This is a genomic window from Candidatus Binatia bacterium (assembly GCA_029243485.1).
Lineage (GTDB): Bacteria > Desulfobacterota > Binatia > UBA12015 > UBA12015 > VGTG01.
The window spans coordinates 160,602-174,728 of record JAQWRY010000062.1; the positions used below are offsets into that span (position 1 = coordinate 160,602).

General features: G+C 63.5%; 15 protein-coding genes and 1 pseudogene. 5 read left to right on the forward strand and 11 right to left on the reverse strand.

The features are described from left to right. The first annotated feature begins 18 nt into the window (after window positions 1–18). From cyoE to P8R42_17805, 5 genes are all read left to right on the forward strand, one after another. The gene (cyoE, locus tag P8R42_17785; protein ID MDG2306461.1) at window positions 19–921 is read left to right on the forward strand and encodes a heme o synthase; all 903 of its coding nucleotides are present in this window, start codon (window positions 19–21) and stop codon (window positions 919–921) included. Between the two features lie 32 nt (window positions 922–953). After that, complete coding sequence (locus P8R42_17790) at window positions 954–1,886, forward strand: ATP-binding cassette domain-containing protein (protein MDG2306462.1); 933 nt, start codon at window positions 954–956, stop codon at window positions 1,884–1,886. A gap of 10 nt (window positions 1,887–1,896) precedes the next feature. Continuing rightward, a complete protein-coding gene (locus P8R42_17795) occupies window positions 1,897–2,700 on the forward strand; it encodes an ABC transporter permease (GenBank protein ID MDG2306463.1) in 804 nt (267 codons plus the stop codon). Then, window positions 2,697–3,338 (forward strand): SCO family protein, encoded by a 642-nt coding sequence (locus tag P8R42_17800; protein MDG2306464.1) that lies wholly within the window; start codon window positions 2,697–2,699, stop codon window positions 3,336–3,338. Before P8R42_17795 ends, P8R42_17800 begins: the two co-directional genes overlap by 4 nt. 114 nt (window positions 3,339–3,452) lie before the next feature. Further along, on the forward strand, window positions 3,453–4,289 hold the full coding sequence (locus P8R42_17805; GenBank protein ID MDG2306465.1) for a hypothetical protein: 837 nt from the start codon (window positions 3,453–3,455) through the stop codon (window positions 4,287–4,289). A 599-nt stretch (window positions 4,290–4,888) separates the two neighbouring features. Here P8R42_17805 and P8R42_17810 read toward each other — a convergent pair. From P8R42_17810 to P8R42_17860, 11 genes and pseudogenes are all read right to left on the reverse strand, one after another. Continuing rightward, complete coding sequence (locus tag P8R42_17810) at window positions 4,889–5,182, reverse strand: hypothetical protein (GenBank protein ID MDG2306466.1); 294 nt, start codon at window positions 5,180–5,182, stop codon at window positions 4,889–4,891. Window positions 5,183–5,186: 4 nt separating this feature from the next. Beyond that, window positions 5,187–5,579 carry a cytochrome C oxidase subunit IV family protein gene (locus tag P8R42_17815; GenBank protein MDG2306467.1) on the reverse strand — a complete coding sequence of 131 codons (393 nt, stop codon included), beginning with the start codon at window positions 5,577–5,579 and terminating at the stop codon, window positions 5,187–5,189. Window positions 5,580–5,600: 21 nt separating this feature from the next. Continuing rightward, complete coding sequence (locus P8R42_17820; GenBank protein MDG2306468.1) at window positions 5,601–6,182, reverse strand: cytochrome c oxidase subunit 3; 582 nt, start codon at window positions 6,180–6,182, stop codon at window positions 5,601–5,603. A gap of 38 nt (window positions 6,183–6,220) precedes the next feature. Next, complete coding sequence (locus tag P8R42_17825) at window positions 6,221–8,005, reverse strand: cbb3-type cytochrome c oxidase subunit I (protein ID MDG2306469.1); 1,785 nt, start codon at window positions 8,003–8,005, stop codon at window positions 6,221–6,223. Between the two features lie 53 nt (window positions 8,006–8,058). After that, the gene (locus P8R42_17830) at window positions 8,059–8,844 is read right to left on the reverse strand and encodes a cytochrome c oxidase subunit II (GenBank protein ID MDG2306470.1); all 786 of its coding nucleotides are present in this window, start codon (window positions 8,842–8,844) and stop codon (window positions 8,059–8,061) included. A gap of 162 nt (window positions 8,845–9,006) precedes the next feature. Next, the gene (locus P8R42_17835) at window positions 9,007–10,557 is read right to left on the reverse strand and encodes a DUF547 domain-containing protein (protein MDG2306471.1); all 1,551 of its coding nucleotides are present in this window, start codon (window positions 10,555–10,557) and stop codon (window positions 9,007–9,009) included. Further along, the gene (pssA, locus tag P8R42_17840; GenBank protein MDG2306472.1) at window positions 10,547–11,362 is read right to left on the reverse strand and encodes a CDP-diacylglycerol--serine O-phosphatidyltransferase; all 816 of its coding nucleotides are present in this window, start codon (window positions 11,360–11,362) and stop codon (window positions 10,547–10,549) included. The genes P8R42_17835 and pssA overlap by 11 nt, the downstream gene beginning before the upstream one ends. A gap of 2 nt (window positions 11,363–11,364) precedes the next feature. Beyond that, window positions 11,365–12,045, reverse strand: a complete 681-nt coding sequence (locus P8R42_17845) for a phosphatidylserine decarboxylase family protein (protein MDG2306473.1) — start codon at window positions 12,043–12,045, stop codon at window positions 11,365–11,367. 14 nt (window positions 12,046–12,059) lie between these two features. Next, complete coding sequence (ilvC, locus tag P8R42_17850; protein MDG2306474.1) at window positions 12,060–13,082, reverse strand: ketol-acid reductoisomerase; 1,023 nt, start codon at window positions 13,080–13,082, stop codon at window positions 12,060–12,062. A gap of 138 nt (window positions 13,083–13,220) precedes the next feature. Beyond that, window positions 13,221–13,691 (reverse strand): annotated as a pseudogene (gene ilvN / locus P8R42_17855) (acetolactate synthase small subunit). A 116-nt stretch (window positions 13,692–13,807) separates the two neighbouring features. Further along, on the reverse strand, window positions 13,808–14,047 hold the full coding sequence (locus P8R42_17860) for a DUF465 domain-containing protein (GenBank protein MDG2306475.1): 240 nt from the start codon (window positions 14,045–14,047) through the stop codon (window positions 13,808–13,810). Between the last annotated feature and the right edge of the window lie 80 nt (window positions 14,048–14,127).

The following is a 14,127-nucleotide window of genomic DNA, read 5'->3' on the forward strand; positions in this document are numbered from 1 at the left end:
CACGCTACCCTTTTCAGGGTGAGCCGCCCGATGGAGAGGAGCGTCGCCATCGAAACCCCCGCGACACGGGCCCTCGACTACGTCGAACTGACCAAACCGCGGATCACGTTCATGGTGGTCGTGACCACAGCTGCTGGTTATCTGCTCGGCGCGTCCGGCGGAGGGTCGTTGGGACTCCTGCTCCACACCATCTTCGGCACTGCGCTCGTAGCCTCGGCCGCAAGCGCTCTCAATCAGTGGTTCGAGCGCGACACCGACGGCCTGATGGAGCGCACGCGAAACCGGCCGCTTCCCGCGGGTCGGCTCGAACCGACTTCCGTGCTGATCTTCGGGGTCGCCGTCGGCGCGTTCGGCACGGCATACCTCGCACTCTTCGTGAACACGCTCACCGCTGGGCTCGGCCTCGGTACGCTATTACTTTACGTCCTCGCGTACACACCGATGAAGCGTGTCTCGTCCCTCTGCACGATCGTCGGAGCGGTTCCCGGCGCTTTGCCGCCCGTCATGGGTTGGTCCGCTGCACGCGACGATCTCTCCACCGGCGCATGGGTTCTCTTCGCCGTGCTCTTCCTGTGGCAGATGCCACACTTTCTCGCGATCGCCTGGATGTACCGCGACGACTACAAGGCCGGCGGACAGCCGATGTTGCCCGTGCTCGACCCTGATGGGATGCGCACCGGACGCCAGATGATTCTCTACTCGCTGGCCCTTCTTCCGGTGAGCCTGCTACCAAGCGTGATCGGCCTGACGGGGCCCGTGTATTTCACCGGAGCTTTCCTTCTCGGGATGGCCTACATCGCGGCGAGCGCATTCGCCGCCGTGCAACGAACCACGGACTCCGCGCGAACCCTCTTGCGCGTCTCGATCGTCTATCTCCCCATCCTCCTCGGGCTGATGGCAGCCAGCAAGGTAACCCCCTGAGCACCGCAACGACGAACGATACCGCCGGCAACATCCTCGAAGTCGAGGGCCTCGGCCACTCCTACGGCGACACGCGCGCCCTCGATGGGCTTACGTTCGACGTAGGCCGCGGCGAGATCTTCGGGCTGCTCGGTCCGAACGGCGGCGGCAAGACCACGCTGTTTCGGATCCTGACCACATTGCTAAATCCGAGCGATGGTCGCGCACGGATCGGCGGACACGACGTCGTCGGCGACCCCCAAGCGGTCCGCCGACAGATCGGCGTTGTCTTCCAATCGCCGAGCCTCGACGTGAAGCTCTCGGTCCACGAAAACATGGTCCACCAGGGACATCTCCACGGCCTGCACGGCGCGGACCTCGGTGCCCGGATTAACGAGATGCTCGGCCGGGTCAGCATGACCGAGCGCGCGGCCGACATGGTCGAGACCCTATCCGGCGGCATGCGGCGGCGGGTCGATCTGGCGAAGGGGCTCATGCATCAACCGGACCTGGTCCTGCTCGATGAGCCGACGACCGGCCTCGACCCCGGCGCCCGGCGCGACCTCTGGAACTACGTCACGAATGCCCGCGACCGCGACGGACTCTCGGCCCTGATCACGACCCATCTGATGGGCGATGCGGAGCGTTGCGATCGCCTCCTCATCATCGATCATGGCAAGATCGTCGCGCTCGGAACGCCCGACTCGCTGCGCGAGAGCGTCGGCGGCGATGTCATCGTCGCCCGCACCCCGGACCCCGCGACCCTTGCCGCCGAAATCGGTCAGAAGCTCGACCAGAGTGCCGAGGTGGTCGACGACACCGTTCGGATTCGCCGGTCTCGCGGCCATGAATTCGTACCGCTCCTTTTCGAAACGTTCCCCGGTCGCATCGAAGCACTGAGCGTCGGCAAGCCCACGCTCGAAGATGTGTTCATCCAGCACACCGGACATCGCCTCTGGGAAGAGAGCGACGACACCGAGGCCTGAAAGACTACCGATGAGTAAAATGGATACCCTGGTGCGACCGACGTACACGCTGTGGAAGCGCGAGATCGTGCGCTTCTACCGACAGCGCAGCCGCATCGTAGGCGCGCTTGCGACGCCGATCTTGTTCTGGATCCTTCTCGGCTCCGGGTTTGCGGAGTCGTTCAAGGCAAACGGCGCCCCGGACGGCGTCGGCTACGCAGAGTACTTCTACCCCGGGGCGATGACGATGGTCGTTCTGTTCACGGCGATCTTCTCCACGATCTCCGTGATCGAAGATCGCAAAGATGGCTTCCTGCAGGCAGTTCTCGTGGCGCCGGTTGCTCGCTCGACGGTCGTGCTCGGCAAAATCCTCGGGGGCGCGACACTAGCTCTCGGGCAGGCGCTGCTCCTGCTCGCCGCAGCCCCGCTGGTCGGACTCGACCTCAGCCTGGGGGACTTCGCCATCGTGACGTTGATCCTCGCCGTGATCGCGTTCGGTCTCACAACCCTCGGTTTTCTGATCGCGTGGCGGATGGACTCCACGCAGGGCTTTCACGCGATCATGAATCTCGTGCTGATCCCGATGTGGCTCCTCTCAGGCGCGTTCTTCCCCGCGGCAGGAGCGGCAGGCTGGCTCCGGTTCCTGATGGTGGTGAATCCGCTCACGTACGGCATGGCCGCGCTGCGACGCTGCTTGTACCCGACTGGTGTCACCGTCGGCCCCGACGTCCCCAGCCTCGCCCTGGCCCTCACCGTGACCGTCGCCTTCGCGGTCATCACCTTCCTGATCGCCAGGTCGCAAGCATCCCGCCCGCTGGACGTCGGGCTCGCGTGACCGAAGCTTCTGCCCCGTCGACGCGGCGACGCGGCCTGGCCCCGATCCTGATCGGGGCGGCGCTCGCCGGCCTGCTCCTCCTGTTCCTCGGACTGCAGGCCATGCCGGACCGAAACCCGGCCCTGCCGGTGATCGCCACCGTGCCAGACTTCACCCTCGTCTCGTCGCAAGGCGAGCCGTTCGGCCGGCGCGACCTCCTCGGCCACCCGTGGATCGCCGACCTCATGTTCACGAGTTGCGCCGGAGTCTGCCCGCGCATGACGACCGAGATGGCCCGCATCGAAGAAGGCGCGCACGACCTTCCCAACGCGAGATTCATCTCCATCAGCGTCGACCCGGAACGCGACACTCCCGAGGTTCTCGCCGCGTACGCGAAGAAGCTCGACGTCGAGCGGGACCGCTGGTTCTTCCTAACCGGCGATCGCGACGCCGTCTACGAACTCGCCAGCTCCGGCTTGCTCCTGCCGGCACAAGAAGGTGACGTCGACCAGGGGCAGGAAGCCGTTCTCCACAGCTCGCGTTTCGTGTTGATCGACAGCGAGGGGCGCGTCCGCGGGTTCTACGACTCCCGCGACACCGGCGCCCTCCTCCGACTACGCTCGGATCTGCGCCGCGTCGACGACGCGCCTCTCGGCTGAAGACCCAAGCTCGATCCCAAGCACTCGTCTCTCACGGTCCGCGGGTGGTACTCTACCGAGGGGAGTCGAGGCGAGATCCAACGGCGAGGCCCCGGCCGGTTCATCACGCATCTCGTGCGGCCGCATCCGCGCGGGGGCCACGAAGTCGCGACCTCGCGTCGCCACCGCAAAGGCCTGTTCCCGCATCACGTTCGCAATCACGCGGAAGCGGACCGACCACGCCCAAGCCACGCCGCCGCCTTCTTGCATCTCTGGGCCCCCGGCAGGGTCGCATGGTGGGTCGCCCTCCTCTTCGCGATCGGAGCTTCGCTCTTCGCGCTCGGCAGCGCGAGCACCGCCTGGCCCGACCTCGCGCCGCGGCTTCTACGGGCCCCCGAAGACCTGACCGCAGTCTTCTTCGTCGGCTCGCTCTTCTTCACGACGGCCGCGTTGCTCCAATGGCTGGAGGCTCTGAACGGCGACGTGACCACCGCGTTCGACGCCGGGTCGCCACGACGCTGGCGCTGGTTCGGCTGGCTTCCGCACAACCTCGGCTACCTCGCGAGCGCCGTGCAGCTCGTCGGCACGCTCCTCTTCAACATGAACACCGCCGACGCCGCCCTCTCGGGGATCGGCTGGGTCGAGGAGGATCTACTCGTGTGGACGCCGAACATGCTCGGGTGCGTCTGCTTCCTCGTAGCGAGCGTCCTCGCACTGGTCGAGGTCACACAGGGGGCGTTCGCGATCGAGCCTCGGAGCATCTCGTGGTGGATCGCAATCATTAACCTCGCGGGCTCGGTCGCCTTCCAGATCTCCGCGTTCTACAGCGTCGCGGCACCCACCCCGTCCCCCGAGAGCTCGGTGTTCCTGGCGAGCCTGTACACCTGGATCGGGGCAGTGTGCTTCTTGGTCGGTGCCTACCTGATGATTCCCGAGCTCTTCGACGAGGCCGAGCAGGCTCCCGCTTCGTAGCCGAGAATCCTCACCCCAGATCACCCGAGCTGAGCGCGACCGAGGGAAACGGCGCTCGCAGCTACACCAGGGAGAGCACCTGGTCGTGAGGAAGCCGGGCCTCGGTGAGCCCCCCGCAACTCGGCCGGCCCGACTCCGAGGCGTGGGCTGATGTGCACGATCGGGGCGTGGGAGTCGCTGTCGGCCGAAATCAGTAGAAGCTCCCGCCTCCGCCGGAGATCAAGACAAACTATCGAAGACACCCGCGACCAAACCGCCTAAAGAGTGGCGATTAAAGAACGTCCCTACCGGCCGGCTCAGCCGCCCGGAGGCGGATCGCCCGGCTTCCACTCGATCGTCGGGCGCTCGGAGCCCGCGTAGATCCGGACCAGCAACGTCCCGACGGCGGCGGCGAGGAACGGCAGCAGGAACGCGAAGCGACCGTATCCTTCGTCCCAAGATGCCGCGCTTCCGAGCAGCCCTACGACGAAGCTGATGCGAGCGACCTGTCGCTCGCGGTCGGTCGTGTCCGACGCACGGTGGGCCGGGTTCGACGGGAGGGGGATGGTCGCGGCGTTACGACGCCGGATCTCCCCGGGGCGTGGCCAGACCGCCGCGGGTCAGCCCTCGACCGGCGTGGGGGCGGCCGCGCCTGCAGCCTCGGCCGCAGCCTCGGCTGCATCGTGCTTCTTGATGGAGCGGTAGATCGTGAAGCCCGCCCCCACAACGATCGCGGGCGGCAATGACAGCATCATGATCGTTCCGAGAACGAAGCCCTTCGTCCAGTCATTCTCTTCGCCGCCGAAGCATACGGCGCACGCATCGGCCAAAGGCGGCACGCAGAGCGCACCGAGAACGACGAGCACAAAGAGCATACCCATCCAGCCGACGCGGCTAGCGCGAGGAGGTCTCATCAGCTCAGTGCCCACCGTCGGCAGTCCCGTGTCCAGCCATGGTGGCCTCGTGCATCTGCACGTACGGATTTCGCTTCGCGGCTTCCTCGGCCTGGAGCGTCTCGAGCTCGTGAATGCCCAGGTCCGGCAGAACGAACACCAGCAGAATCATGACCAGCCCGAGGCAAACACCCAGCGAGACGTTGATCAGCCGGCCCTCGTCCTTCAAGTGCATGAAGAAGGTGCCGATCAGGAAGACCTTCGCAAGCGCGATCACCAGCGCGATGACCACGCCGGGTCCCGGCGGCAGGTTCATGTACGCCACACCCACGGTGAGAATCGTAAGGAACCCGAGGGCTCCGAAGATCGTCAGATAGGTCCGTACCGCGGCCTGCGGATCGTGTCCGTTTGCGCTCATGTTCGTCTCCCGAGTCCCTTCCTACAGCAGATACAGAATGGGGAAAAGGATGACCCAAACCAAGTCGACGAAGTGCCAGTAAAGCCCTGCACACTCCACCCGATCGTGGTTCTTCGCATACATCCCGCGCGCGCCCTGAGACAAAACCACGAACATCAGGACGATTCCGCCGATGACGTGGAGCACGTGGAGCCCGGTCAGCGTGTAGTAGAACGAGCCGAACAAGTTGCTCGAGATGGTGATGCCCTCGTGCCACTTGTGGTTGTACTCGTAGCTCTTGATCATCAGGAAGCCGAAACCGCCCCCGATCGTGCACATCATGAAGCGCTTGAACTTATCGATGTTGCCTTCTTGCATCGCGGCCAGCGCCAACACCATCGTCACCGAGCTCGTGATGAGGACGAAGGTGTTGAGCGTCGCGAGAGGAACGCCCATCATCGCGCGCGGCGGCACCCAGAAGTGGCTCGAGCCACTTCGCAGGATGACGTAAGCGCTGATCAAGCCGCCGAAGAGCATGATCTCGGAGGCAAGGAATGCCCACGTGCCCAGCTTGGCATGTGAGATCCCGGTTCGGGTCGGAACGGATTCAGGAAGCGGAGTCACGGTCGCATTCTCCTATTCAAGTCAGGTCTGAGCGACCGTCAAACTGCCTCGACCTCGTCCTGAGGCCAATAGTCCGAGTCGTGACCCGGGACACTGTACTCGTACGGGCCGCGGTGTACCTCAGGCGGAGTAGCGAAGTTGCCGTGCGGCGGCGGGGACGGACACGCCCACTCGAGAGTGGTCGCTTCCCACGGATTCTCGCCCGCCTCTTCGCCGTTCCAGATGGAGTAGAAGAAGTTGAAGAGGAACGGAATCTGCGCGAACAGCATGATTGCCGCGGCAACACCGATCACCATACTCCAACCCTGAACCGGCAGGTTGTGCCACTGGAGGGTCGGGTCAGCGAGACGACGCTGCATGCCCCACATGCCCTGGATCAGCATCGGGAAGAACACGAAGTTGATCGGAATGATCGTGCCCCAGAAGTGCAGCTTGCCGAGCGACTCGTTCATTCGCCGCCCGAACATCTTCGGGAACCAGTAGTACGTGGCTCCCATGAGGGCGATGAGGCTGCCCGGCGCCACCACGTAGTGGAAGTGGCCGATCACGTAGTACGTGTCGTGGAGGTAGAGATCGGTCGGCGCGAAGCCCAGAGGCAGACCCGTGAGGCCGCCGATGCCGAACATCGGAATGAAGGCGATCGCGAACAACATCGGCGTGTTGTAGCGGATCTGCGCTCCTCGCAGACTCAACAACAGGCACGTCAGAATCGCGACGGATGGAATTGAGATCGTCATCGTCGTCGTCACAAACAAGTTCGCGAGGCTCGTCCTCATGCCCGAAACGAACATGTGGTGCGCCCAGACGACGAAGCTCAGTGCGCCGATCAAGACCATCGAACCGACGAGCTCTTTGTAGCCGAACAGCGGCTTGCGAGTGTTGGTGGCGATGATCTCGGAAACGATGCCCATCGCAGGCAGCAGGAGCACGTACACCTCAGGGTGTGCGAGGAACCAGAACAGATGCTGCCAGAGAAGCGGGCTTCCGCCGCCGGCCCGTGGGAAGGCGACACCGCCGTAGAACATGTCTTTCGGAATGTAGAAGCTGGTCTCGGCGACGCGATCGAGAAGCTGCAACATCGCGCCCGCCTGAAGAACCGGGAACGCGAGGAGCAAAAGAACCGCGGTGACGAGCTGCGCCCAGACGAACACCGGCATGCGACCGAGAGTCATCCCCTTTGCACGCATGTTGAGGGTCGTGACGAGGAAGTTCACCGAGCCGAGAAGCGACGAGGCGATGATGATGACCATCGCGATCAGCCAGATCGTCTGCCCGGGAGGGGCCACAACCGAGAGCGGTGCGTACGACGTCCAACCGGACTGCGCCGCGCCCCCCGGAGCGAGGAACGAAGACATCATCACGACGCCACCGACGAAGTACACCCAGAACGACGCCATGTTGAGGCGCGGGAAAGCCATATCGTCGGCACCGATCTGCAGCGGCAGAACGTAGTTGCCGAAGGCGGCCACGCCGAGCGGCACGACGCCGAGGAAGATCATGATCGTGCCGTGCATCGCGCCGAGCTGATTGTAGAACTCGGGCGCCATGTAGCCGTACGGCATGTTGTTCTCGCCAAAGATCGTGGAGAGCAGCGTGCGGAACATGCCGAGCTTCTCGGGATCGAAATCGTCACCCGGAGCCGGAATCGCGAGCTGATACCGCATGAGCAACATCATCGAGAACCCGACCAGCAGGAACAGGAATGACGTGATCATGTACTGAATGCCGATCACCTTGTGATCGACGGAAAAGATGTATTTACGCCAGAAGGACTGCGGCTCGTGATGACCGTGCTCGTCGCCGTGACCGTGCTCGTTTGACACAGAAGCTCTCCTCTTCGTGGTCCGTTACTCGAACGATTCGTCGCTTCTGACGATCACGAGTTGCTGGAAGCAGCGGTTCCGGCATCGGCGAGCTTGTACTCTAGCTCTTCCTTGAACCACTCGTCGTACTCTTCCTGAGACTTGACGAAGACGTTGCCCACCATCTTCGTATGGCCGAGACCACAGAGCTGCGCGCAGCCGATCTCGTACTTGCCGGTCTTGTTCGGCTCGAACCACAAGGTCGTCAGCATTCCGGGCAGGATGTCCTGCTTGTTCCGAAAGTTGGTGACCTGGAAATCGTGGATCACGTCCTTCGACGTCATGCGAAGGATGAACGGCTTGTCGACCGGGACGTAGAGATTATTTATGGTCGTGACGTCGTCCAACGAAGCCGGATCGTCGTCGTCGATCCCCATCGGGTTCGACGCCGAGACGAACTTCACATCCCGACGGCCGAACTTCCCGTCCGGTCCGGCGTACTGGAAGTTCCACGCGAACTGCTCGGCGACCATGACGATCTCGAGCGAGTCTTCGACGGGCGGCGTCTCCTGCTTCAGCTCGGCCCACATCGGGATACCGAAAGCCAGGATGAGCCAAACCTCGAAAGCCAGGATGATTCCATCGGGAATGAACGACGCCCTCTCCCCTGCCTGGTGATACGTCGCTTTCCCGCCCTCCTTTGCCCGGTACGCGACCAAGCAATAGGCGAGATAGACTCCCCAGATCACAAACATCGCCACCATGACGACGTGCAGGAGGACCATCAACGAGTCGATGTCCCCTCCGTACGTCGTGGCCACCGGCGGCAAGCCGATCGTGTATCCACCGTCCGAATTCACGCGTTCCCCCTAATCATCCGGAAGTTCAGGCCCAATCCAGCAGAGCTAGAAAAGGGTTTTCAGGGTTAGAGTCAAGGCCTGTGGCACCGCTCATTTCATCAGACACTCTAATGGACGAAGGTCCGAAACGCCCGCGAATTGGGAAATGCCGCAAAATGAGGCTCAAGCGAGGTCGGGCAACGGCAGCTCGACCACGTGGCGCTCGCAAAAGGCGCAGCTGGACACCCCGCGTGCCTCAGCGGCAGGGTCCAGGACGTCCACGGCCCAACGGCGGAAAGCCCGGTAGTTCGAGAACACAGCCTTCGGGTCGCGGCCCCGTTCACCGAGCCGAAAGTGTGGTGCGTCATTCTCCACGGCGAACGGGCAAGCGCGAAACTCGCCGGTCGACCGCAGCACCGGGAAGCAGAGAAGGCACCCCGTCCCATGGCCATGGTAGTCGCTCTGCCGGTCGCGATCGAAATCCTCGGCCGCACCCGCCCCCGACTCGTACAGCACCTTGTAGCCCGAGAAGACGCGCATCGGGTGCTCGCGCGACCAGGCCTCGAGCGACTCCTTGGCGTGATCCGACAACGGTTCGGCATCTCGGCCCATGTAGATCGAGTAGTTGAGAACCGCCTCGGTCTTCTCATCGCTCTCGAGCACGCGGATCAAATGGCTCGCGCGGATGCCGTTCGAGTAGATCGAAAAGAGACCCTCGAAGCCGCGTGCGCGCAGGTACTGCATTGCCCACAGGAGTCCCTCGGTGTGGAGCGTCGGCTCGCCACCGTAGAACTTGATGTTGCCATCCCGTGCGACCTGGCGCGCCGCCTCGTCCAGAACCTGTTCGGAGTACTCCCGATGCCATCCCTCCGGCGACCCGAAGACGGTGCACCACGAACAATCCCGGTTGCAGAAGTTCCCATCGTACAGGAGCAGCTCTCGGAGTTCCGTGTCGCCGTCGTGGAACGTCTCGACGCTCTCGTGGAACGTGATCGGGCGCAGCCGCGGGTCGCGGTTCGAGTCGTTCAGCCCCCAGTCGTACGTATTGTAGACGAGTTCGAGGTCCTCGAGGCCGGCCAGGTCTTCCCCCGTATGCTCAGCGACGAACTGCAGCACGCCATGTCGGTACTCGCCGGTCGACTCGGTGTCACCCGCGAAGTCTTCGGCGTACATCTTGAACAGACGGGAGACGAAGATCTTACCCGCATCGCGATCGATCCGACAGTTCCACTCACTCGCGAGGAAGTGCCGCGTGGCGTCCGCGAGGGTCTTGTCGAGCTCGCCCGGCTCGTAGGCCTTGGGCCGCATCGGGGGGCAGCCGCCCGACGCACAGTTGATCGCGAAGTGGATCCGGGGCTCGGTGAACCGACCTCGCAGGATACGGTGCTCGATGTCGTCGAGGCTGATGGGCGTACCGCCCGCGACGTGGCGCTCTCGCTGGAAGAACTGGCCGTCGCGCGTCTTGAAGACCGAGCGGATCGGGTACTCGTCCATCACCGCATCCAGGACCAGCGCGTTGTACGCATTGATCCAGTATGCGAGCGCGGCGCCCTCCCCTTCGAAGCGAACGGGGTGCGAATCGGGACTCGCGGCAGCGAGCTGCCCCACGACCCCGGCAAGCATGTCCCGCCGCTCGGCGAGGGCCTCGTAATCGACCTTCCCTTGGGCGCTGACGACGGCCGACAGGAGCTGGGTCCACGGTGCGTAGTCGAAGCCCGACGCTTCAGGGGCCATCACCACCTTGCCCTCCGGAGCTCGCGCGGCGGACCTCTCGGTCGCGCTGACTCTGACGGCGCTTTACGCGCTGCCGCACCCAGCCAACCGGGCCCGACGCGACGTAAGTTAGCATCCCAAGGAACAGGAGGATCTGCGGCTGCGCAACGACGAACATCACGAGAATGACCAGGCCGACCAGCGTGTAGAACGGCCGCTGTGCGCGCCAGTCGATGTCCTTGAAGCTGTAGTACCGGATGTTGCTCACCATCAGCAGTGCAAGGCCGTAGATCATGAGGAGCAGCAAAACGTGCTTGCTGGTCTCGCCCTCGCCTCCGAAGAAGAAGTAGAGCAACACCGTCGCCGCGACCATGTCGGCGGCGGCGGGAATCGGCAGGCCGATGAAGCTCTTCTTTTCGACGTGCGCGACCTGCGTATTGAAGCGGGCGAGCCGCAGAGCGCCACACGTCACGTAGAGCGACGCGGCGAGCCAGCCCCAGTGCCCCCAGGGGCCCAGCGCCCAGTTGTACGCGAGGATGCCGGGCGCGACCCCGAACGCGACGAGATCGGCGAGCGAATCGTACTCGACACCGAAGTCGCTCGTGGTGTTCGTGAGTCTAGCGATGCGGCCGTCGAGACCATCGCTCACGTGCGCGATGACGATGCACACGGCTGCCGTCAGGAAATCCCCACTGCTCGCACGAATGATCGCGAACACGCCGAGGAAGACCGTGGCGGTCGTGAACAGGTTCGGAAGGAGATAGATGCCGCGGCGCCGGTCGGCGCCGCCTCGAAGCAATCGAATCGAACGAGGCGGTCGGCTCATCCTTACCCCAACTGACCGAGGACGGTCTCCCCTGCGGTGACCCGATCCCCCGGCTTCACGTTCAATTTGAACCCGCCTGGGACGAATATGTCAACTCGCGAGCCGAGCTTGATCATCCCGACGCGCCCACCCCGCTCGCAGGTCTCGCCCGCCTTGACCCGGCACACGATACGGCGGGCCAGAAAGCCCGCGATCTGGATGAAAACGAGTTCCCGACCGTCGGCGGCCCGCATGACGATCGCGTTCTGCTCATTGTCCAGAGACGCCTTCTCCGAGAAGGCTGCGAAGAATTTCCCCGGGTTGTAGTGAACCGCCACGACCTCGCCGTCTACCGGCGCGCGGTTCACATGAACGTCGAGCGGCGACATGAAGATGCTGATCTTCGCAGCGTCTTGCCTGAGGAACCGCTTCTCCTCGACGGACGGCTCCGCGATCAGCACCTTGCCGTCCGCCGGCGAGACGAGCTGCGTCGCATCCCCCGGAGGCGTGCGACGCGGGTCGCGAAAGAAGTTCGTGAAAAACAGTCCGAAGAACGTGCACACCGAGGCGACCACGCCCAGCACGATGGCAAGCGCACCCGTCGTCAGCGCCACACAAGCCCAGGCTGCCCCGGCCAGGAGGAACGATGTCGAGATGGGCCGATAGCCGTCCGGCGCAAGCGGAAATCCGTCGTCGCCAGCCATATCGGATCCGTCTCCTAGTTCTTCGACTTGTCGACGATGCGCTGCGACTGCATCCAGGGCATCAGGCCCCGCAGCCGCTCACCGACCTCTTCGATCGGGTGATGCTCACCCTCGGTACGAAGCTCTTTGAAGTGGGGCTGACCGCACTTGTGCTCGGTCATCCACTCGTCGGCGAACTTGCCTGACTGGATCTCGGCGAGGATCTCCTTCATCGCCTGGCGGGCTTCGGTTCCGATGATGCGCTTGCCGCGCGTCATGTCCCCGTACTCGGCCGTGTTCGAGATCGAGTAGCGCATGTTCGCGATGCCGCCCTCGTAGATGAGGTCGACGATGAGCTTCACTTCGTGGAGACACTCGAAGTAGGCCATCTCCGGGCTGTAGCCAGCTTCGACCAACGTCTCGTAGCCGGCACGGATGAGCTCGGTGATGCCGCCGCACAGGACGCTCTGCTCGCCAAAGAGGTCAGTCTCGGTCTCTTCCTTGAAGCTGGTCTCGATGATGGCGGCGCGACCGCCGCCGATCATGCTGGCGTACGCGAGCGCGATGTCCTTCGTATCACCGGCGGGATCCTGTCCGACGGCGATCAAGCACGGAACGCCGCGCCCCTTTTCGTACTCGCTGCGCACGAGGTGTCCAGGGCCCTTCGGCGCGACCATGAACACGTTCATGTCCGCTGCCGGAATGATCTTCTTGAAGTGGAAGTTGAAGCCGTGACCGAAGGCCAAGTAGTCGCCCGGCTTCACGTGCGGTGCGATCTCGGCGTCGTAGGTCTCCTGACCGAGTTCATCGGGCACGAGGACCATGATGATGTCGCCCCAGGCAGCCGCGTCGGCCGTCTCCTTCACCGTGAGTCCGGCCGCTTCGGCCTTGGCCCACGAAGCACTCGTCTTGCGCAGGCCGACACAAACGTCGGCGCCGCTCTCTTTCAGGTTGTTCGCGTGCGCATGCCCCTGGCTGCCGTAGCCAACGACCGCAACCTTCTTCCCGGACAAGAGAGCCGGCTTTGCGTCTGCGTCTGTGTAGATGTTGAGTGCCATCGAGCGTGTTCCTTTCGGTGAAACCTGTGAAGGTCTCTAGATGAAATCTGCGTCTCCATCGCGGGAGATTCGTCCTTCGTGTTCGCCGCCGACGTCGAGGTTCGGCTCCGCATCGGGCGCTGCCTTGAGAACCTGCTCGCCGCGGTAGCAAGCCACCATGCCGGTGCGAACGATCTCGAGGATGCCGAACGGTTCGAGGAGTTTCGTGAACGCCTCGATCTTCTCCTGACTCCCGGTCGCTTCTACGACATACGAGCCGGCCGCCACGTCGACGACCTTCCCGCGGAAGATGTTGATCACGCTGAGCACGTCACCGCGCGTAGCCGGATCGGCCTTCACCTTGATCAGGGCGAGTTCGCGCTCGACGCTAGCCACGGCGCTGAAGTCGCCGACCTTGATGACGTTGACGAGCTTGTTCAGGTGCTTCGTGACCTGTTCGAGAACGCGATCATCGCCCTGGGTTACCAGGGTAATGCGCGAGACGGTGGAGTCGGCAGTCTCTGCAACGCACAGGCTTTCAATATTGAACCCGCGCCCGCTGAACAGGCCTGAGACTTTCGCCAACACCCCGAACTCGTTCTCGACGAGAACGGAGATAATGTGACGCATGGGCGAGCGTTTAACGGTTCGCTTCGCCCAAATCGAGCCTGTTCGGGCGCCACGGCCCCCGCCTCACCACGCGTGACAAACCTGTTGCTCTTCCAGGTCCCGAACCCGCAATCGCGTCAGTGGGCCAGGGCGCCTTCGCCCTTGTGGCGGCCGAGGATCTCCATGATGCGATCCTTCCCGGCCAGCTTGAGCTTCTGGAGGCGTTTGCGCTCCGTTTCTTCGTCCTTGGAGAGGTGCTGCTTGCGGTTCAGAGCATCGATCTGATGCTCAAAGCCGACGTGTTCCCGGTAGTACTTATCGAGTTCGGAGTCCGTATCTACCAGGGACTTTATCAACTCCTCGTCGTGCTTCTCCATGTATCGTCTCCTCCGACCGGACAGTCATCCGACCAATGCTGGGGGGGGGGCCCCATTGTTACGCCCGGTGACCACTGTTT

Bases quoted from the DNA above. Each gene is read 5' to 3' on its own strand.
- P8R42_17860 (MDG2306475.1), bottom strand. From the start codon at position 14,047: ATGGAGAAGCACGACGAGGAGTTGATAAAGTCCCTGGTAGATACGGAC.
- P8R42_17815 (MDG2306467.1), bottom strand. From the start codon at position 5,579: ATGAGCGCAAACGGACACGATCCGCAGGCCGCGGTACGGACCTATCTG.
- P8R42_17835 (MDG2306471.1), bottom strand. From the start codon at position 10,557: ATGGCCCCTGAAGCGTCGGGCTTCGACTACGCACCGTGGACCCAGCTC.
- P8R42_17810 (MDG2306466.1), bottom strand. From the start codon at position 5,182: ATGAGACCTCCTCGCGCTAGCCGCGTCGGCTGGATGGGTATGCTCTTT.
- P8R42_17795 (MDG2306463.1), top strand. From the start codon at position 1,897: ATGAGTAAAATGGATACCCTGGTGCGACCGACGTACACGCTGTGGAAG.
- pssA (MDG2306472.1), bottom strand. From the start codon at position 11,362: ATGAGCCGACCGCCTCGTTCGATTCGATTGCTTCGAGGCGGCGCCGAC.
- P8R42_17845 (MDG2306473.1), bottom strand. From the start codon at position 12,045: ATGGCTGGCGACGACGGATTTCCGCTTGCGCCGGACGGCTATCGGCCC.
- ilvC (MDG2306474.1), bottom strand. From the start codon at position 13,082: ATGGCACTCAACATCTACACAGACGCAGACGCAAAGCCGGCTCTCTTG.